The 18,872-nt window shown below is 70.7% G+C and carries 18 protein-coding genes; 1 reads left to right on the top strand and 17 read right to left on the bottom strand.

Annotated features, from left to right (window positions below; genetic code table 11):
* Nucleotides 1-69 precede the first annotated feature (69 nt).
* The 6 genes from carB to pyrR all read right to left on the bottom strand — a co-directional run bounded on the left by carB (nucleotide 70) and on the right by pyrR (nucleotide 8,025).
* Complete coding sequence (gene carB, locus ACIRDU_RS25325) at nucleotides 70-3,378, bottom strand: carbamoyl-phosphate synthase large subunit (protein ID WP_403583003.1); 3,309 nt, start codon at nucleotides 3,376-3,378, stop codon at nucleotides 70-72.
* Entirely contained in the window at nucleotides 3,371-4,513 is a 1,143-nt protein-coding gene (gene carA / locus ACIRDU_RS25320) for a glutamine-hydrolyzing carbamoyl-phosphate synthase small subunit (RefSeq protein WP_403583000.1), read from the bottom strand. The genes carB and carA overlap by 8 nt, the downstream gene beginning before the upstream one ends.
* Nucleotides 4,510-5,091, bottom strand: coding sequence for a hypothetical protein (locus tag ACIRDU_RS25315; protein ID WP_403582997.1), 582 nt, complete (start codon nucleotides 5,089-5,091; stop codon nucleotides 4,510-4,512). Before ACIRDU_RS25315 ends, carA begins: the two co-directional genes overlap by 4 nt.
* Entirely contained in the window at nucleotides 5,088-6,374 is a 1,287-nt protein-coding gene (locus ACIRDU_RS25310; protein ID WP_403582994.1) for a dihydroorotase, read from the bottom strand. Before ACIRDU_RS25310 ends, ACIRDU_RS25315 begins: the two co-directional genes overlap by 4 nt.
* A gap of 4 nt (nucleotides 6,375-6,378) precedes the next feature.
* Entirely contained in the window at nucleotides 6,379-7,359 is a 981-nt protein-coding gene (locus tag ACIRDU_RS25305) for an aspartate carbamoyltransferase catalytic subunit (protein ID WP_403582992.1), read from the bottom strand.
* 99 nt (nucleotides 7,360-7,458) lie between these two features.
* Complete coding sequence (pyrR, locus tag ACIRDU_RS25300; RefSeq protein ID WP_403582989.1) at nucleotides 7,459-8,025, bottom strand: bifunctional pyr operon transcriptional regulator/uracil phosphoribosyltransferase PyrR; 567 nt, start codon at nucleotides 8,023-8,025, stop codon at nucleotides 7,459-7,461.
* 266 nt (nucleotides 8,026-8,291) lie between these two features.
* Between pyrR and bldD the strand changes: the two genes are divergently transcribed.
* A complete protein-coding gene (gene bldD / locus ACIRDU_RS25295) occupies nucleotides 8,292-8,795 on the top strand; it encodes a transcriptional regulator BldD (protein WP_018570201.1) in 504 nt (167 codons plus the stop codon).
* A 187-nt stretch (nucleotides 8,796-8,982) separates the two neighbouring features.
* Here the strand turns inward: bldD and nusB are convergent, their stop codons facing one another.
* The 11 genes from nusB to ruvX form a co-directional block, all read right to left on the bottom strand.
* A complete protein-coding gene (nusB, locus tag ACIRDU_RS25290; RefSeq protein WP_402367373.1) occupies nucleotides 8,983-9,417 on the bottom strand; it encodes a transcription antitermination factor NusB in 435 nt (144 codons plus the stop codon).
* 2 nt (nucleotides 9,418-9,419) lie between these two features.
* Nucleotides 9,420-9,986 (bottom strand): elongation factor P, encoded by a 567-nt coding sequence (gene efp, locus ACIRDU_RS25285; RefSeq protein WP_031138970.1) that lies wholly within the window; start codon nucleotides 9,984-9,986, stop codon nucleotides 9,420-9,422.
* Between the two features lie 53 nt (nucleotides 9,987-10,039).
* Nucleotides 10,040-11,155: an aminopeptidase P family protein gene (locus ACIRDU_RS25280; protein ID WP_403582984.1), complete on the bottom strand. Its 1,116-nt coding sequence runs from the start codon at nucleotides 11,153-11,155 to the stop codon at nucleotides 10,040-10,042.
* Nucleotides 11,156-11,280: 125 nt separating this feature from the next.
* Nucleotides 11,281-12,144, bottom strand: a complete 864-nt coding sequence (locus ACIRDU_RS25275; RefSeq protein ID WP_403582982.1) for a Pro-rich N-terminal domain-containing protein — start codon at nucleotides 12,142-12,144, stop codon at nucleotides 11,281-11,283.
* Nucleotides 12,145-12,340: 196 nt separating this feature from the next.
* Nucleotides 12,341-13,432: a 3-dehydroquinate synthase gene (aroB, locus tag ACIRDU_RS25270; protein ID WP_403582980.1), complete on the bottom strand. Its 1,092-nt coding sequence runs from the start codon at nucleotides 13,430-13,432 to the stop codon at nucleotides 12,341-12,343.
* Entirely contained in the window at nucleotides 13,429-13,944 is a 516-nt protein-coding gene (locus ACIRDU_RS25265; protein ID WP_403582977.1) for a shikimate kinase, read from the bottom strand. Before ACIRDU_RS25265 ends, aroB begins: the two co-directional genes overlap by 4 nt.
* A complete protein-coding gene (gene aroC, locus ACIRDU_RS25260) occupies nucleotides 13,941-15,125 on the bottom strand; it encodes a chorismate synthase (protein ID WP_403582974.1) in 1,185 nt (394 codons plus the stop codon). Before aroC ends, ACIRDU_RS25265 begins: the two co-directional genes overlap by 4 nt.
* Before the next feature lie 141 nt (nucleotides 15,126-15,266).
* Nucleotides 15,267-15,680 carry a hypothetical protein gene (locus ACIRDU_RS25255; protein WP_403582972.1) on the bottom strand — a complete coding sequence of 138 codons (414 nt, stop codon included), beginning with the start codon at nucleotides 15,678-15,680 and terminating at the stop codon, nucleotides 15,267-15,269.
* Nucleotides 15,681-15,731: 51 nt separating this feature from the next.
* Nucleotides 15,732-16,559 carry a shikimate dehydrogenase gene (locus ACIRDU_RS25250; RefSeq protein ID WP_403582969.1) on the bottom strand — a complete coding sequence of 276 codons (828 nt, stop codon included), beginning with the start codon at nucleotides 16,557-16,559 and terminating at the stop codon, nucleotides 15,732-15,734.
* A gap of 11 nt (nucleotides 16,560-16,570) precedes the next feature.
* The gene (mltG, locus tag ACIRDU_RS25245) at nucleotides 16,571-18,283 is read right to left on the bottom strand and encodes an endolytic transglycosylase MltG (RefSeq protein WP_403582967.1); all 1,713 of its coding nucleotides are present in this window, start codon (nucleotides 18,281-18,283) and stop codon (nucleotides 16,571-16,573) included.
* Between the two features lie 121 nt (nucleotides 18,284-18,404).
* Nucleotides 18,405-18,869 carry a Holliday junction resolvase RuvX gene (gene ruvX / locus ACIRDU_RS25240; RefSeq protein WP_403582965.1) on the bottom strand — a complete coding sequence of 155 codons (465 nt, stop codon included), beginning with the start codon at nucleotides 18,867-18,869 and terminating at the stop codon, nucleotides 18,405-18,407.
* Nucleotides 18,870-18,872: the final 3 nt, after the last annotated feature.

Raw genomic sequence — 18,872 nt, 5'->3', positions numbered from 1 at the left:
GTGTCCTCACGAAGACATGGCGTCCTCACGAAGAGGGGGACACCGTTTCCGGTGTCCCCCTCGGGGCTGCTAGTCGCGGGCCGCGGTCAGGTGTTCCGCGTGTTCCTGGAGCGATCGGACGCTCACGTCGCCGCGGTTGAGGGCGTCGATGCCCTGGACCGCCGCCGCGAGGGCCTGGACCGTCGTCAGGCAGGGCACGGAGCGTGCCACGGCCGCCGTACGGATGTCGTAGCCGTCGAGGCGGCCGCCCGTGCCGTACGGGGTGTTGACGATGAGGTCGACCTCGCCGTCGTGGATGAGCTGGACGATGGTCTTCTCGCCGTTCGGGCCGGTGCCCTCGGACTGCTTGCGCACGACGGTGGCGTTGATGCCGTTGCGCTTGAGGACCTCCGCCGTGCCGGAGGTGGCGAGCAGCTCGAAGCCGTGGGCGACCAGCTCGCGGGCCGGGAAGATCATCGAGCGCTTGTCGCGGTTGGCGACCGAGATGAACGCGCGGCCCTTGGTGGGCAGCGGGCCGTAGGCACCCGCCTGCGACTTGGCGTACGCCGTGCCGAAGACGGAGTCGATGCCCATGACCTCGCCGGTGGAGCGCATCTCCGGGCCGAGGACCGTGTCGACGCCGCGGCCGTGGATGTCGCGGAAGCGCGACCACGGCATGACGGCCTCCTTGACGGAGATCGGCGCGTCCAGCGGCAGCTCGCCGCCGTCGCCGTTCGCCGGGAGCAGGCCCTCGGCGCGCAGCTCGGCGATGGTGGCGCCGAGCGAGATGCGGGCGGCGGCCTTGGCCAGCGGCACCGCGGTCGCCTTCGAGGTGAAGGGGACGGTGCGCGAGGCGCGCGGGTTGGCCTCCAGGACGTAGAGGATGTCGCCCGCGAGCGCGAACTGGATGTTGATCAGGCCGCGCACGCCGACACCCTTGGCGATGCCCTCGGTGGAGGCGCGCAGGCGCTTGATGTCGAAGCCGCCGAGCGTGATCGGGGGCAGGGCGCACGCCGAGTCGCCGGAGTGGATGCCGGCCTCCTCGATGTGCTCCATGACGCCACCGAGGTACAGCTCCTCGCCGTCGTACAGGGCGTCCACGTCGATCTCGATCGCGTCGTCGAGGAACCGGTCGACCAGGACCGGCCGCGAGGGGCTGATCTCGGTCGACTCGGCGATGTAGGACTCCAGCCGGGTCTCGTCGTAGACGATCTCCATGCCGCGCCCGCCCAGGACGTACGACGGACGCACCAGGACCGGGTAGCCGATCTCGTCGGCGATGGCCTTGGCCTCGGAGAAGGTGGTGGCGGTGCCGTGCTTCGGGGCCGGCAGGCCTGCGTCGGCGAGGACCCGGCCGAAGGCGCCGCGGTCCTCGGCGGCGTGGATGGCCTCCGGGGAGGTGCCGACGATCGGCACGCCGTTGTCCTTCAGCGCCTGCGACAGGCCCAGCGGGGTCTGGCCGCCGAGCTGGACGACGACGCCCGCGATCGGTCCGGCCTGCTGCTCGGCGTGCACGATCTCCAGCACGTCCTCGAGCGTCAGCGGCTCGAAGTACAGACGGTCGGAGGTGTCGTAGTCCGTGGAGACGGTCTCCGGGTTGCAGTTGACCATCACGGTCTCGTAGCCCGCGTCGCTCAGCGCGAACGAGGCGTGGACGCAGGAGTAGTCGAACTCGATGCCCTGGCCGATGCGGTTCGGGCCGGAGCCCAGGATGATGACGGCCGGCTTCTCGCGGGCGGCGACCTCCGTCTCCTCGTCGTAGGAGGAGTAGAAGTACGGCGTCTTCGCGGCGAACTCGGCGGCGCAGGTGTCGACCGTCTTGTAGACGGGGCGGACGCCCAGCGCGTGCCGGACCTCGCGGACGACGTCCTCGCGCAGGCCGCGGATCTCGCCGATCTGCTGGTCGGAGAAGCCGTGCCGCTTGGCTTCGGCGAGCAGGTCGGTGGTGAGCTCGGGTGCCTCGGCCAGCTCGTCCGCGATCTCCTTGATCAGGAAGAGCTGGTCGACGAACCAGGGGTCGATCTTCGTGTAGTCGAAGACCTCCTGGGGCGTGGCTCCCGCGCGGATGGCCTGCATGACGGTGTTGATGCGGCCGTCGGTGGGGCGGACGGCCTGCTCCAGGAGCTGCGTCTTGTCGCCCGGGTCGCCGACGAAGGTGAACTGGCTGCCCTTCTTCTCCAGCGAGCGCAGCGCCTTCTGGAACGCCTCGGTGAAGTTGCGGCCGATGGCCATGGCCTCGCCGACGGACTTCATGGTGGTGGTGAGGGTGGCGTCCGCGCTCGGGAACTTCTCGAAGGCGAACCGCGGGGCCTTCACGACGACGTAGTCGAGCGTCGGCTCGAAGGAGGCCGGGGTCTCCTGCGTGATGTCGTTCGGGATCTCGTCCAGCGTGTAGCCGACGGCCAGCTTGGCGGCGATCTTGGCGATCGGGAAGCCGGTCGCCTTGGAGGCGAGCGCCGAGGAGCGGGACACGCGCGGGTTCATCTCGATGACGATGACGCGGCCGTCTTCGGGGTTCACGGCGAACTGGATGTTGCAGCCGCCGGTGTCGACGCCGACCTCGCGGATGACGGCGATGCCGACATCGCGCAGGGTCTGGTACTCGCGGTCGGTGAGCGTCATCGCGGGCGCGACCGTGATCGAGTCGCCGGTGTGCACGCCCATGGGGTCGAAGTTCTCGATGGAGCAGACGACCACGACGTTGTCGTGCTTGTCGCGCATCAGCTCCAGCTCGTACTCCTTCCAGCCGAGGATGGACTCCTCCAGGAGCACCTCGGTGGTCGGGGAGAGCGTGAGGCCCTGCCCGGCGATGCGGCGCAGCTCCTCCTCGTCGTGCGCGAAGCCGGAGCCGGCGCCGCCCATGGTGAAGGAGGGGCGCACGACGACCGGGTAGCCGCCGAGCGTCTCGACGCCGGCGAGGACGTCCTCCATGGAGTGGCAGATCACCGAGCGGGCGGACTCGCCGTGGCCGATCTTCTGCCGTACGGCCTCGACGACCTCCTTGAAGAGGTCGCGGTCCTCGCCCTTGTTGATGGCCTCGACGTTGGCGCCGATCAGCTCGACGCCGTACTTCTCCAGCGTGCCCGCCTCGTGCAGCGAGATCGCGGTGTTGAGGGCCGTCTGACCGCCCAGGGTGGGCAGCAGCGCGTCGGGGCGCTCCTTGGCGATGATCTTCTCGACGAACTCGGGGGTGATCGGCTCGACGTAGGTGGCGTCGGCGATCTCCGGGTCGGTCATGATCGTCGCCGGGTTGGAGTTCACCAGGACGACCCTGAGGCCCTCGGCCTTCAGGACGCGGCACGCCTGGGTGCCGGAGTAGTCGAACTCGGCGGCCTGGCCGATGACGATCGGGCCGGAGCCGATGACCAGGACGGACTGGATATCGGTGCGCTTAGGCACGCTGGCCCTCCATCAGGGAAACGAAGCGGTCGAACAGGTAGGCGGCGTCGTGCGGGCCGGCTGCCGCTTCGGGGTGGTACTGGACACTGAAGGCGGGGCGGTCGAGGAGCTGGAGCCCCTCCACCACGTTGTCGTTCAGGCAGACGTGGGACACCTCGGCGCGGCCGAACGGGGTCTCGGAGACCTGGTCGAGCGGGGCGTCGACGGCGAAGCCGTGGTTGTGCGCGGTGACCTCGACCTTGCCGGTCGTACGGTCCTGCACCGGCTGGTTGATGCCGCGGTGGCCGTACTTCAGCTTGTAGGTGCCGAAGCCGAGCGCGCGGCCGAGGATCTGGTTGCCGAAGCAGATGCCGAACAGCGGCGTGCCGCGCTCCAGGACGCCCCGCATCACGGAGACGGGGTGGTCGGCGGTGGCCGGGTCGCCCGGGCCGTTGGAGAAGAACACGCCGTCCGGGTTCACCGCGTACACGTCGTCGACGGTCGCGGTCGCCGGGAGCACGTGCACCTCGATGCCGCGCTCGGCCATGCGGTGCGGGGTCATGCCCTTGATGCCGAGGTCGACGGCGGCGACGGTGAACTTCTTCTCACCGAGGGCCGGGACGACGTACGGCTCGGTGGTGGCGACCTCGGCGGAGAGGTTCGCGCCCTTCATCTGCGGGGCCTCCTGGACGCGGGCCAGCAGCGCGGCGTCGTCCCGGACGGCGTCGCCGCTGAAGATGCCGACGCGCATCGCGCCGCGCTCGCGCAGGTGGCGGGTGAGGGCGCGGGTGTCGATGCCGCTGATGCCGACGACGCCCTGGGCGTCCAGCTCCTCGTCCAGCGTGCGCCGGGAGCGCCAGCTGGACGGCACGCGCGCGGGGTCGCGCACGACGTACCCGGAGACCCAGATCTTCCTGGACTCCATGTCCTCGTCGTTCACACCGGTGTTGCCGACGTGCGGGGCGGTCATCACCACGACCTGGCGGTGGTACGAGGGGTCGGTCAGGGTCTCCTGGTAGCCGGTCATGCCGGTGGAGAACACCGCTTCGCCGAAGGTCTCCCCCACGGCCCCGTAAGCACGGCCGCGGAAGATCCGGCCGTCCTCCAGGACGAGTACGGCGGGAGTTTTGGCGGCTCCCCTGGTGGAGGTGGTCATCGTTCGGCGCCTTCCCTGGTGTTCGTTTCGGTGTTCGTTTCGATCATGGCGTTGAGTGCTTCGACCCACTCGTTGTGCTCGGCCGCGTGGTCGGACCGGAACCCGGAGTCGATCAGCCGGTCGCCGTGCTCCCAGGTGACGACGAGCAGGCCGCCCTCGGTGAGCACCTTGCCGGCGATGCCCTTGTCGAGCCGGGCCTCGCGGAGCTGTGCGGCCGGGACGAAGAAGTCGCTCGCCCCGGGGCGTACGACGTCCAGTCCGGCGTCCGTGAGGGTGAGCTCGGCGCGGCTGCGGGCACCCAGGCCCTGGGCCACGATGCGGTCGAGCCACTGACCTGCGGTGGTGGAGCCGTGGTAGCGGCCGCTCATGGTCAGGCGCACCGGCCCCGGGTCGTCCGGGGTGGTGGGCAACTCGGGCAGGTCGCCCTGGAGGGTGCCGCGCCACTTCCAGCCCTCGCGCATCAGCCAGTAGACGAGCGCGACGAACAGGGCGAGGCCGACGACCCAGCCGATGCGGGCGGCCCAGTCGGTCACTTGCGCCGATTCCTTCTCGGCGGCCAGCAGGAGTACAGGTGTCACGTGAGCTTCCCGTCGACGAGCGTGGCCTTGCCCCGCAGCCACGTGTGCGTCACACGGCCCGGCAGCTCACGTCCCTCGTAGGGGGTGTTGCGGCTGCGCGAGGCGAAGCCCGCGGGTTCCACGAGCCCACGGTATGCCGTGTCGACCAGGGTGAGGTTGGCGGGCTCACCTGCCGAGACGGGACGGCCGTGGCCCGTGGCCTGTCCGATCTGCGCGGGCTTGACGGACATCCGGTCGGCGACGCCGGCCCAGTCCAGCAGGCCCGTGTCGACCATGGTCTCCTGCACCACCGACAGCGCGGTCTCCAGGCCGACCATGCCCATGGCGGCCGCGGCCCACTCGCAGTCCTTGTCCTCGTGCGGGTGCGGGGCGTGGTCGGTGGCGACGATGTCGATCGTGCCGTCGGCGAGCGCCTCGCGCAGCGCCATGACGTCGCGCTCGGTGCGCAGCGGCGGGTTGACCTTGTAGACGGGGTTGTACGTGCGGACCAGTTCGTCGGTGAGGAGCAGGTGGTGCGGGGTGACCTCGGCGGTCACCTGGATGCCGCGGGACTTGGCCCAGCGGACGATCTCGACGGAACCGGCGGTCGACAGGTGGCAGATGTGCACGCGGGAGCCGACGTGGTCGGCGAGCAGGACATCCCGGGCGATGATCGATTCTTCGGCCACCGCGGGCCAGCCCCCGAGGCCCAGCTCGGCGGAGACTACGCCCTCGTTCATCTCGGCGCCCTCGGTCAGCCGCGGCTCCTGCGCGTGCTGCGCGACGACACCGCCGAAGGCCTTCACATACTCCAGGGCCCTGCGCATGATCACGGCGTCGTGGACGCACTTGCCGTCGTCGGAGAAGACGGTGACGCCGGCGGCCGACTCGTGCATGGCGCCCAGCTCGGCGAGCTTCCTGCCCTCCAGGCCGACGGTGACGGCGCCGATCGGCTGGACGTCGCAGTAGCCGTGCTCCTTGCCGAGCCGCCAGACCTGCTCGACGACACCGGCGGTGTCGGCGACGGGGAAGGTGTTGGCCATGGCGAAGACGGTGGTGTAGCCGCCGGAGGCGGCGGCGCGCGTGCCGGTGAGGACGGTCTCGGAGTCCTCGCGGCCGGGCTCGCGCAGATGGGTGTGCAGGTCGACCAGGCCCGGCAGCAGCACCTTGCCCTCGGCCTCGACGACCTCCGCGCCCTCGGTGCTCAGGCCGGCACCCACCTCGGCGATGGTCCCACCGTCGATCAGCACGTCCTGCGGCTCGCCGCCCAGCACCTTCGCACCACGGATCAGGATCTTGCTCATCGGTCTACTTCTCCTCGGTACGGGTCTTGTGGGTGCCGGCGGGTTCGTTGCCGCCCAGCAGCAGGTACAGCACGGCCATCCGGATGGACACTCCGTTCGCGACCTGCTCGACGACGGTGCAGCGGTCGGAGTCGGCGACCTCGGCGGTGATCTCCATGCCGCGGACCATCGGGCCGGGGTGCATCACGACGGCGTGCTCGGGCATGCGCGCCATGCGGTCGCCGTCGAGGCCGTAGCGCCGGGAGTACTCGCGCTCGGTCGGGAAGAACGCGGCGTTCATCCGCTCGCGCTGGACGCGCAGCATCATCACCGCGTCGGATTTGGGCAGCGTGCTGTCGAGGTCGTACGACACCTCGCAGGGCCAGTTCTCGACACCGACCGGCACCAGCGTGGGCGGCGCGACGAGGGTGACCTGGGCGCCGAGGGTGTTCAGCAGGTCGACGTTGGAGCGGGCGACCCGGCTGTGCAGGACGTCGCCGACGATGGTGATGCGCTTGCCTTCGAGGTCCCGGCCGAGTCCGGCGTCCGGGCCGACCAGACGGCGGCGCATGGTGAAGGCGTCCAGCAGGGCCTGGGTGGGGTGCTGGTGGGTGCCGTCGCCGGCGTTCACGACGGCCGCGTCGATCCAGCCGGAGTTCGCCAGGCGGTACGGGGCTCCGGAGGCGCCGTGCCGGATGACGACGGCGTCGACGCCCATGGCCTCCAGGGTCTGGGCGGTGTCCTTCAGGGACTCGCCCTTGGAGACGCTGGAGCCCTTGGCGGAGAAGTTGATGACGTCCGCGGACAGCCGCTTCTCGGCGGCCTCGAAGGAGATCCGGGTCCGGGTGGAGTCCTCGAAGAAGAGGTTGACGATCGTGCGGCCGCGCAGGGTCGGCAGCTTCTTGATCGGCCGGTCGGCGACCCGGGCCATCTCCTCGGCGGTGTCGAGGATCAGGACGGCGTCGTCGCGGGTGAGGTCGGCGGCCGAGATGAGATGACGCTGCATCTGTCAGGCTCCGTAAGGCAGTTCATTCGGGAGATTTGGGGCAGACGGGCGCGCGAGGCGCACTGAGCGGGCGTACGACGGCGGCGTACGCCTGGAGCGCTACTGAGGGGTCGGCTTGGCACCGAGCAGCACGGTGTCGCGACCGTCCTCCTCGGCGAGCTGGACCTTGACCGTCTCCCGCAGCGACGTGGGGAGGTTCTTGCCGACGTAGTCGGCGCGGATGGGCAGTTCGCGGTGTCCGCGGTCGACGAGGACGGCGAGCTGCACCGCGCGCGGGCGCCCGATGTCGTTCAGGGCGTCGAGGGCGGCGCGGATGGTGCGGCCGGAGAAGAGCACGTCGTCGACGAGGACGACGAGCTTGCCGTCGAGGCCGTCACCGGGGATCTCGGTGCGGGCCAGCGCACGCGGCGGGTGCATGCGCAGGTCGTCGCGGTACATGGTGATGTCGAGCGAGCCGCACGGAACCTTGCGCTCGGTGATCTGCTCGAGCTTGTCGGCGATCCGCCGGGCGAGGAAGACGCCCCGGGTGGGAATGCCGAGGAGCACCACGTCGTCGGCGCCCTTGGCGCGTTCGACGATCTCGTGGGCGATGCGGGTCAGTACCCGCGCGATGTCGGGCCCTTCGAGAACGGGCCGGGCATCGGACTGCGAGTCGTGCGTGTCCATATGAAACGGACCTCCTTCTCCGCCTCACGGGACGGACCTTAAAGGACGTCGGGATTGCGCCATACACGGTAGCAGGTCCCCGCGGTCGCTCCGATGGCCCCCTCGGATCACCCATCCGGCCTAACGGAACGCCGATACCACGGAAGAGTCGGTGCGGACCATTCGGCTTGACGCAGCAGAGTAACGCTGCGTAACCTCACAGTGAGTTACCAGCCGCGCGGCCTGGCACCCACGCCAGACGCGTCGACACAGTGCCGGGGAGCTATATGTCCAGCGAATACGCCAAACAGCTCGGGGCCAAGCTCCGGGCGATCCGCACCCAGCAGGGCCTTTCCCTCCACGGTGTCGAGGAGAAGTCCCAGGGACGCTGGAAGGCGGTCGTGGTCGGTTCGTACGAGCGCGGCGACCGTGCCGTGACCGTACAGCGCCTTGCCGAGCTGGCGGATTTCTACGGCGTTCCGGTGCAGGAGCTGCTTCCGGGCACGACCCCGGGCGGCGCCGCCGAGCCGCCGCCGAAGCTGGTCCTGGACCTGGAGCGGCTGGCCACGGTGCCGGCCGAGAAGGCAGGCCCCCTTCAGCGCTACGCGGCCACGATCCAGTCGCAGCGCGGTGACTACAACGGCAAGGTGCTGTCGATCCGCCAGGACGACCTGCGCACCCTTGCCGTCATCTACGACCAGTCCCCCTCCGTCCTCACGGAGCAGCTGATCAGCTGGGGTGTCCTGGACGCGGACGCGCGCCGCGCCGTGGCCTCCCACGAGGAGGCCTGACCGCTCCGCGGGTCCAGCAGAAACGTGCCGCCGGGGTGGCCGGAACCGTATGGTTCTCGGCCACCCCGGCGGCGTTGTGCGGGCCTGAGGGAGCTCGCCCGCGCAGGAGACGAGCCTGACCCCGACGAAAAAGCCGGAGGGCCCGCAGCGGTGACGCTGCGGGCCCTCCGGCATGTGGTCTGTCTTCTCAGACCTCGTCGCGGCGGAGCGAGGGCTTGAGGTCCTTGAGCCGGCCGAGCAGGCCGTTCACGAACGAGGGCGACTCGTCCGTGGAGAACTCCTTCGCCAGCTGCACCATCTCGTCGAGGACGACGGCGTCCGGGGTCGCGTCGACCCAGATCAGCTCGTAGGCCCCGAGCCGCAGGATGTTGCGGTCGACGACGGGCATCCGGTCGAGCGTCCAGCCGACGGAGTACTGCGCGATCAGCTCGTCGATACGCTTCGCGTGCTTTGCGTAGCCCTCGACCAGCTCCATCGTGTACTCGCTGACCGGCGGCTGCCGGGTGTCCGCCCGGGAGAGCCGGACCCAGTCCGCGAGGACGGTCAGCACCTCGGCGCCGCGCTGGTCCCCCTCGAAGAGGATCTGGAAGGCGCGCTTACGGGCCGTGTTGCGGGCAGCCACGGTTAGCTGTTCACCCGGCCGAGGTAGTCGCTGGTGCGGGTGTCGACCTTGATCTTCTCACCGGTGGTGATGAAGAGCGGCACGTTGATCTGGTGGCCGGTCTCCAGGATGGCGGGCTTGGTGCCGCCGGTGGAGCGGTCGCCCTGGACGCCCGGCTCGGTCTCCTGGATGACGAGCTCGACGGCCGCGGGCAGCTCGACGAAGAGCACCTCGCCCTCGTGCTGCGCGACGGTGGCGGTGAAGCCCTCGATCAGGAAGTTCGCGGCGTCGCCGACGGCCTTGCGGTCGACGTGCAGCTGGTCGTAGGTCTCCATGTCCATGAAGACGAAGTACTCGCCGTCCATGTAGGAGAACTGCATGTCGCGCTTGTCGACGGTGGCCGTTTCGACCTTGACGCCGGCGTTGAAGGTCTTGTCGACGACCTTGCCGGAGAGCACGTTCTTGAGCTTGGTGCGCACGAAGGCCGGGCCCTTGCCGGGCTTGACGTGCTGGAACTCGACGACGGACCAGAGCTGGCCGCCTTCGAGCTTGAGCACCATGCCGTTCTTGAGGTCGTTCGTGGAAGCCACGGTTGCGGAATCTCCTGGACTGACGTACGACCCCGGTGCACGCACCTGCCTACCTACAGGGCGAGCAGCTCCTTGGTCGTGATGGTGAGTAGCTCGGGTCCGCCGTCCGCCTCGGGGCGGACGACGAGCGTGTCATCGATCCGGACACCGCCCCGGCCCGGGAGGTGGACCCCCGGTTCGACCGTGACCGGCACGCAAGCGTCCAGTTTACCCATGGCCGCGGGACTCAATTGAGGGTCCTCGTCGATTTCGAGCCCGACGCCGTGTCCGGTCAGGACCGTGAGGCCCTCCGTGTACCCCGCGGAGTCCAGAACCTGGCGGGCGGCGCGGTCGACGTCCCGGCAGGCGGTGCCCGGTACGAGGCTCTCACGCCCGGCCCGCTGGGCGGCGAAGACCAGGTCGTACAACTCGACCTGCCAGTCCGCGGGAGCGGTGCCGATCACGAAGGTGCGGCCGATCTCGCAGCGGTATCCGCGGTACGTCGCGCCGAGGCAGACGGAGAGGAAGTCGCCCTCTTCGACGCGGCGATCGGTGGGCCGGTGGCCGGGACGGCCGGCGTGGGGGCCGGTGGCGACGGACGTGGGGAAGGCCGGCCCGTCCGCCCCGTGGTCGACGAGACGTCTTTCGAGTTCGAGCGCGAGGTGGCGCTCGGTCCGGCCGACGAGGATCGACTCCAGCAGTTCGCCGAGGGCCTGGTCGACGATCTCGGCGCCGATGCGCAGGCAGGAGATCTCCTCCTCGTCCTTGACGACCCTGAGCTGCTCGACGGCGCTGCCGAGGCCCGCCAGGCGCAGCCGGGGGGCGACCGAGCCGAGGGCGCGGTGCCGGGCCACGGTGAGGTGGTGCTCCTCGACGGCGAGACAGTCGGCGCCCTGGCCGGCGGCGAGGCCTGCGGCAGCGACGGCCGGGTCTGCGCCGCCGACTCCGGGCAGGGTCTGCACGCGCAGGGCCTCGTCGGGGCGCTCCTGTGCGGGGCGGTCAGCGGTCGGGCCGGCACACACCAGGAGGTCCTGTTCCTCGGTCCTGCCCAGCAGGAGAACGGCGCCGTGCGGGGCGGCGCCCGCGAGATAGCGCACGTTGGCGGGGCGGGAGACCAGCGCCGCCGCGCTGCCGCCCGCGTTGCAGTATTCCCTCAGACGCGTCCGGCGGGCCGCGTACACCTCTGACATGACCCGAGCGTATGAGCTTCGCGGGTTCGGCGCCGTTCGGGAGAGGCCGAGTGGGGCAGCCGGGTGTGCGTCGTCCGGGAGCCGGTGCGGGTCGGTGGCGAAGCTCCCCCGCTCCTACGGGGCGGCTACCACTGCGGCGGACTGGCGATCGACCTGGCCAGCACGTCGTCCAGGACGCGCGCCGTCTCCGGTACGTCCAGCTGCGAGTTGTCGATGATCGGCAAGCCGGACCCGTACCACCCCGCCATGCGGCCGTGGATGCGGGCGACCTCCTCGTCGGACAGCCGCCGGTTCCCCGAGCGCTCCGCGTTGCGTTCCAGGACGATGTCCAGGCCGGGAAGGAGGACGACCGGCAGCAGGCCGGGGCCCACGTGGCGCTTCCAGCCGCCGAGGCCGACGACCGGACGGTCGGGGAAGACCGCGTCGTCGAGGATGCACGAGATGCCGTTGGCCAGGAAGTTCCGTGCGGCGAAGCCGCAGGTGCGGCGGGCCAGGCGGTACTGGGCCTCGGAGTTGTCGTTCCACCCGGACTGGGGGTCGGCGAAGCCGGAGCGCACCCACTCGCGTACGTCGTCGAGGCTGATGTGGGCCGTGGGGACCCGGCGATGGTCCGCCCAGTGTTTGGCGACGCTGGTCTTGCCCGCACCCGCGGGGCCGATGAGCAGCACCGCGAGCGTCGTACCGGCGGGGTCGGGAGTCGCCGCGGCGGGCGGGGCCATCGGCATGGCGACCGGGCCGCCGGGCGGCAGCGGCACATGGCCGGTGGTCTCCGGCGCCGGCGGGCCGGAAGCCGGGGGCGGGGCCGCGGCCGGTCCGGGCGGGGGCGCCGGGTATCCCGGTGCCGGGGGCGGCGGGGGCCCGGGCACGGAGCCCTGGTGCGCGCCCGCGTTCGGCGGAACCGGGTGTTGTGCGGCCGGCGACCAGCCGGTGGCCGGTCCGTGCCCCGGCTGATGGGGCGGTGGCAGCGGAGAACCCACTGCGTGCTGCATCCGGTGCCACTCCGTCTCGTACAGGCGATGGGCGCTGACAGCGGGGGCGGAACCCGCTTTCCCCACACCCTAAAGGGCGTGGGTGGACCCCCGTCCGAACGGTACCGCCCCCGGTCGTCGATGTGTGAACGGCCGGGGGTGGCCCGAAGTGCCCGTCCCCGTAAGGTGATTTCGGGCGGAAGGCGCGCCGGAGGACTTACTGGCCCACTTCGCCGTACGCGGCGAGCAGCACGGCCGGGTCGGGTCCCTCGAGGACGGTGGGCTTGGCCAGACCATCGAGGACGATGAAGCGCAGCAGGTCGCCGCGGGACTTCTTGTCGACCTTCATGGTCTCCAGCAGCTTGGGCCACTGGTCGTGCCGGTAGTACAGGGGCAGTCCGACCGCTTCGAGGATCGTGCGGTGGCGGTCGGCCGTCGCGTCGTCCAGCCGGCCCGCCAGGCGGCCCAGTTCGGCGGCGAAGTGCATACCGACCGAGACCGCCGCGCCGTGGCGCCACTTGTAGCGCTCGTTCTTCTCGATGGCGTGGCCGAGCGTGTGGCCGTAGTTGAGGATCTCGCGCAGGCCCGACTCCTTCAGGTCCGACGACACGACGTCGGCCTTGACCCGGATGGAGCGCTCGATGAGCTCGGCGGTGTGCGGGCCGGCCGGGGTGCGGGCGGCCTCCGGGTCGGACTCGATGAGGTCCAGGATCACCGGGTCGGCGATGAAGCCGGCCTTGATGACCTCGGCGAGCCCGGAGACGTAGTCGTTGACCGGCAGGGAGTCCAGCGCGGCCAGGTCGCAGAGGACGCCGGCGGGCGGGTGGAAGGCACCGACGAGGTTCTTGCCCTCGGCGGTGTTGATGCCGGTCTTGCCGCCGACGGCCGCGTCGACCATGGCGAGCACGGTCGTCGGGACGGCGATCCAGCGGACCCCGCGCAGCCAGGTGGCGGCCACGAACCCGGCGAGGTCCGTGGTCGCGCCGCCGCCGACGCCGACGATGACGTCCGTGCGCGTGAACCCGGACTGGCCCAGCGCCTTCCAGCAGTAGGCGGCGACCTCGGCGGTCTTGGCCTCCTCCGCGTTGGGCACCTGGATGGCGACCGCCTCGTAGCCCTGCCCGGCCAGGTCGGCGCGCAGCGCGTCTCCGGTCTCGGCCAGCGCCTCGGGGTGGAGGATCGCGACCCGCTTGGCCCTGTCGCCGATCAACCCGGCCAGTTCGCCGAGCAGTTGCCGGCCCACCAGGACCTCGTACGGCTCGGTGCCCGCCGTGCCACCGACCTGGATCCGCGTCACTGCCTCGCTCATGCTTCCTTCAACTCCAGTGCGTCCAGGGCGGCTTCGGTGACCTCTTCGGAGGTACGTCCGTCGGTGGCGACCACGGCTGTGGCCACCTCCTCGTACAGGTGGCGACGGGCCTCCATCAGCTCGCGCCACTGCTTGCGCGGGTTGACCGCGAGCAGGGGCCGGGCCGCGTTGAGGCCGGTGCGCTTGACCGCCTCCTCGACGTCCATGGACAGGTACGCCACCCGCTGCCCGGCGAGCAGGGCACGCGTGTCGGCGTCGAGGATCGCGCCGCCGCCCAGGGCCAGGATTCCGTCGTGCTCGGCGAGCGCCCGGCGCACCGCCTGCTTCTCGATCGCCCGGAAGGCGGACTCGCCCTCGTCGACGAAGATCTCGGCGATGGTCCTGCCCTGCTCGGCGACGATGTCGTCGTCGGTGTCCCGGTAGGAGACGCCGAGCCGTTCGGCCAGCAGTTGCCCGACGGTGGACTTGCCCACGCCCATCGGGCCGACCAGGACGACCAGGGGGCCGTTCATCGGATGGCGAGGTTGTCGAGGTACGAGGTGACGTTGCGGCGGGTCTCGGCCACCGAGTCGCCGCCGAACTTCTCCGCCACCGCGTCCGCCAGCACCAGCGCCACCATGGCCTCGGCGACGATGCCGGCGGCCGGGACCGCGGACACGTCGGAACGCTGGTGGTGGGCCTGCGCGGCCTCTCCGGTGGTGACGTCCACGGTCTGCAGGGCGCGCGGCACGGTCGCGATCGGCTTCATCGCGGCGCGGACCCGCAGCAGCTCACCGGTGGTCAGGCCGCCCTCGGTGCCGCCGGAGCGGCCGGTGGTGCGCCGGATGCCGTCGTCGGTCTTCACGATCTCGTCGTGCGCCTTGGAGCCGGGCACCCGCGCGAGCTCGAAGCCGTCGCCGACCTCGACGCCCTTGATGGCCTGGATGCCCATGAGCGCACCGGCGAGCCGGGCGTCCAGCTTGCGGTCCCAGTGCACATGCGAACCCAGGCCGACCGGCACGCCGTAGGCCAGGATCTCCACGACGCCGCCGAGGGTGTCACCGTCCTTGTGGGCCTGGTCGATCTCGGCGACCATCGCCTTCGAGGCGTCCGCGTCCAGGCAGCGCACGGGGTCCGCGTCCAGCTTCTCGACGTCGGCCGGGGTCGGGTAGACACCCCGCGGCGCCTTCGCGGCGGCCAGCTCCACGACGTGGCTGACGATCTCGACGCCGGTCGTCTCCTTGAGGTACGACCGGGCCACCGCGCCCAGCGCGACGCGAGCGGCCGTCTCACGCGCGGAGGCGCGCTCCAGGATCGGCCGGGCCTCGTCGAAGCCGTACTTCTGCATGCCGGCGAGGTCGGCGTGGCCGGGCCGCGGGCGGGTCAGCGGGGCGTTGCGGGCGAGCCCGTCGAGGATCTCCGGGTCGACCGGGTCGGCGGCCATGACCTGTTCCCACTTCGGCCACTCGGTGTTGCCCACCATGATCGCGACCGGCGAGCCGAGGGTGAGGCCGTGCCGGACACCCCCGAGGAAGGTGACCTCGTCCCGTTCGAACTTCATCCGGGCACCGCGCCCATAGCCCAGGCGCCGCCTCGCGAGATGGTCCGCCACCATGTCCGTGGTGATCGGCACGCCGGCGGGAAGGCCCTCCAGCGTCGCCACGAGTGCGGGACCGTGGGACTCCCCCGCGGTCAGCCAGCGCAACCTGCTCAACGGTGCTCCTCAGTGCTCGCGCTCTGGTACTGCCCTGCGTACGCGCCTCGTCGCGTACGGCGATGGCGTGACCGGGTGCGCGGCCCGGTCCGCCATCTCCGATCCTCCCACGCCGGAGCCGTTCGCCCGGCGGCCGGTCCATCAAGCGGACGCGTTCGCGGACGGACCGTCGCCCTGACGCTGCTGGGGCGCGTACGCCCCGAGGAAGTCGGCACCGCTCGGCTGCTGCGCGGGCTGGACCTGCTGCGGGGCGTACGCCCCCAGGTGGCCGGCCCCGCTGCCCTGCTGCTGTGCCGACTGCGTCTGCTGCGGCGCGTACTCCCCCAGGTGGTCCGCACCGCGCCCCTGTCCGTACTGGGCCGCCGCGTGGACCGGCTGTCCGTTGCGCACGGCACGCCGGTAGGCGATCTTGCGCTTGATCTTGACGACCCACGACGCCACGACGGCGAGCACGATCAGGGCGAGCACCGTGATCTGCACCCAGTCGGGCAGGAACCCCAGCAGGGACTCGAATATCTGGGACTTGACGGACGCCTGAGGCAGGCCTGCGGACATGACGGACGTTCCCCTCCCCTGTTCCGCCCCCTGCGGAACCGAGAGCGGATCTTATCGGGCCGCGAGAGCCCGCTCGCCCGCTTTTCGCATGGCGTCCAGGGGCGCCGGAGCCAGCCCCGTCATCAGCTCGACCTGAAGGACGGCCTGGTGCACCAGCAGGTCGAGGCCGCTGACCACGGCACCGCCGTACCCCGACCAGCGGGCGGCGAGGTCGGTCGGCCAGGGGTCGTAGAGGACGTCGAAGAGGGCCGCCGGACGCTCCGGCACGGACCGGGCGAGGGCGTCGGTGACACCGGCCGGCGTGGTGCTGATCACCAGGGGGGCGTGCAGGGCCTGCTCGGCGTCCGCCCAGTCGGCGATGCGGACGGCGACGTCGAGCCGCTCGGCCCACTGCCGCATCTCGGCGGCGCGGGCTTCGCTGCGCACGTACACGGCGATCTCGCCCGGGCAGATCCGGGACAGCGCGGCCAGCGCGGAGGAGGCGGTGGCGCCGGCGCCGAGGACGGCGGCGGCGTCGACCTTGTCGATGCCGTGCTCACGCAGCGCGGCCACCATGCCGGGGATGTCGGTGTTGTCGCCGATCCGGCGACCGTCCTCGGTGCGGACGACGGTGTTGACGGCGTCGACCGAGGCGGCGGTCTCGCTGACTTCGTCCAGCAGGGGGATGACGGCCCGCTTCAGCGGCATGGTCAGCGAGAGCCCGGCCCACTCGGGGCCGAGCGTCTCGAAGAACGCGGGCAGCCCGGCCTCGTCGACCTCGAACCTGTCGTACGTCCACCCGGCCAGGCCCAACTCCTGGTAGGCGGTGCGGTGCAGGACCGGGGAGAGCGAGTGGGCGATCGGGGAGCCGAGTACGGCGGCCCGGCGTGGTGCGGCCATCAGGGTCTTCCTCAGTTGTTCCGCGAGGCGTTGAACTGGTCGACCAGCTTCTGGTGTTCGGCGTTCGTCTTCGTGAACTTGCTGGTCTTGCCGTCGAGCGAGATGAAGTAGTACCAGCCGTCGTCCGTCGGGTTGAGGGCGCCCTTGATGGCATCCTCGCCCGGGTTGTCGATCGGACCGGGCGGCAGGCCCTTGTGGAAGTACGTGTTGTACGGGTTGTCGTAGTTCCGCAGTTCGCTCAGGCTCAGGTCGATCTTGCTCTGGTTCTTGATGTAGTTGTACGTGGAGTCGAACTCCAGCATGCCGTTGGTCTGCGGATTCCCGGGCTTCATCCGGTTGTAGACGACCTCGGCCATCTTGCGGAAGTCGTCGTGGCTGGTGCCCTCGGCCTGGACGAGGCTGGCCACGGTGACCAGTTGCCACGGGTCGTCGAGTCCGAGGCTCTCGGCCTTCTTCTCGATCCCGAGCTTCTCGTAGGTCGCGCTGGCCCGCTGGACCATCTGCTTCAGGACGGCCTCGGGTTTCTGCCCCTCGCTCACGCCGTAGCTGGAGGGGTAGAGGAAGCCCTCCAACGGGTCCTTGACGTCGGCATGGTTCTGCGCCCAGGCGGGCAGACCGAGCTTCTTGTAGTCCTTCTTGGCGACCGCGGCGGTGGTGCCGTCCTTGACCTTGAGGCGCTTGTCGATGAGCCGGTAGATGTCGGCGTTGCGCTTGCCCTCGGCGATGATCAGGTTGTCGCGGCTCTTGGGACTGAGCATCAGTTCGACCGCACTCTCGGCCGACATTTGCTTCTGCAGGGTGTACACGCCGGCCTGGATGGTCCGGCCCTCGGGGTTGCCGGCCTGGGCCGAGACGAAGGCGTCGACGCTCTTGACGACACCGGCGGACTTCAGCGCCCGCCCGATCGCGTAGCCGTCCGCGCCCTCGGGGATCTCGACGGACACTTCCTGGCCGCTGCCGTCGCCCGCGAAGTCGGGGGCGTCGCCGAAACGATCCTGGTAGAACTGGTAGCCGAAGTAGCTGACGCCTGCCAGGCCGCCGCCGAGGATCACGACGACCAGCAGGCAGGCCATGCCGTTGCGGCGCTTCTTCGGTTTACCGCCACCCCGCCCCCGCTTGTCCTCGCGCCCGCGGCGCTCTCCCGGCTCGTCAGCGTCGGCATCGTCGTCCCCGCCCGCGAAGAAGGCGTGTTCGCCCTGGTCGGGGCCGGGGTCCCACGTCTCCGGCTCCGGCTCCGGCGCGGGCTCGCCCCCTCGCCGACCGGGCGGCTCGGGAGGCGGATACGCGTCGGGCGTGCCGTAGTAGTCCTGCTGGCCCCCGCCGTACGTACCGGGCTGCTGCCCGTACGGATCCTGGGGATCACCGGGGTAGGAGACCTGCTGCTGCGGGTCGTTGGCCCAGCCGCCGGTGTCGTACTGCTGCTGGTGGTAGCCCTGACCCTGCTGGTGTCCGTGGTCCTGCTGCCCGGGGTACTGCTGGTGCCCTTGGGCCTGTGCCGCGTACTGCTGGTCGTACTGGTACTGCTGCTGCGCCTGACCGTATCCGGCCTGGTCACCGGTGCCCCAGTCGCCGTACTGCGGCTGCTCCGGATAGTGCTGCGGCTGGCCGCCGTAGGGGGACTGCTGACCCGGGTGGGCCTGCTGTCCGTCCCATCCGCCGTCCCCGTACAACGGGTCCTCCGGATGCCACGGTTCGGAGCCTTGGCCCCGGCCATACTCAGTCATCGATCCCCTAGAGCCGCGAGGCGGCGGTCGCGCGGCTTCCGGCCCGGCTCCCGTCCCGCCTCTTGCTGTGCGGCGGCTGTTCGAATGCCGTCGCATCGCGCGGAACGTTACCGTATCGCGATCAGATGACCACTTCGACGCCTTCGCCGGGTGCTTTACCTGACACCCGTTCGGATTCGAGGGCCTGTTGCAGGATGATCACGGCTGCTGCCTGGTCGATGACGGACCGGCCCTTCTTGGATTTCACGCCCGAGGCGCGCAGTCCCTGACCGGCCGTCACCGTCGTCATGCGTTCGTCCACAAGTCTCACCGGAATCGGGGAGATCATGCGGGCCAGTTCCTGGGCGAAGCCCCGGACCTTGACGGCGGCCGGGCCCTCGCCCCCCTTGAGTGAGCGGGGCAGCCCGACCACCACCTCGATGGGCTCGTACTCCTCGACAAGTTGCTTCAACCGCCGCTGGGCTGCGGGGACGTCACGCCCCGGGACCGTCTCCACCGGGGTGGCGAGGATCCCGTCGGGGTCGCACGAGGCGACCCCGATGCGGGCGTCCCCGACGTCGATCGCGAGTCGACGTCCTCTGCGCATGCT

Source organism: Streptomyces sp. NPDC093598 (genome assembly GCF_044764825.1).
Taxonomy (GTDB): Bacteria; Actinomycetota; Actinomycetes; order Streptomycetales; family Streptomycetaceae; genus Streptomyces.
The sequence above is the reverse complement of the archived record's forward strand: the minus strand, read 5'-3'. Positions and strand labels throughout refer to the sequence as shown.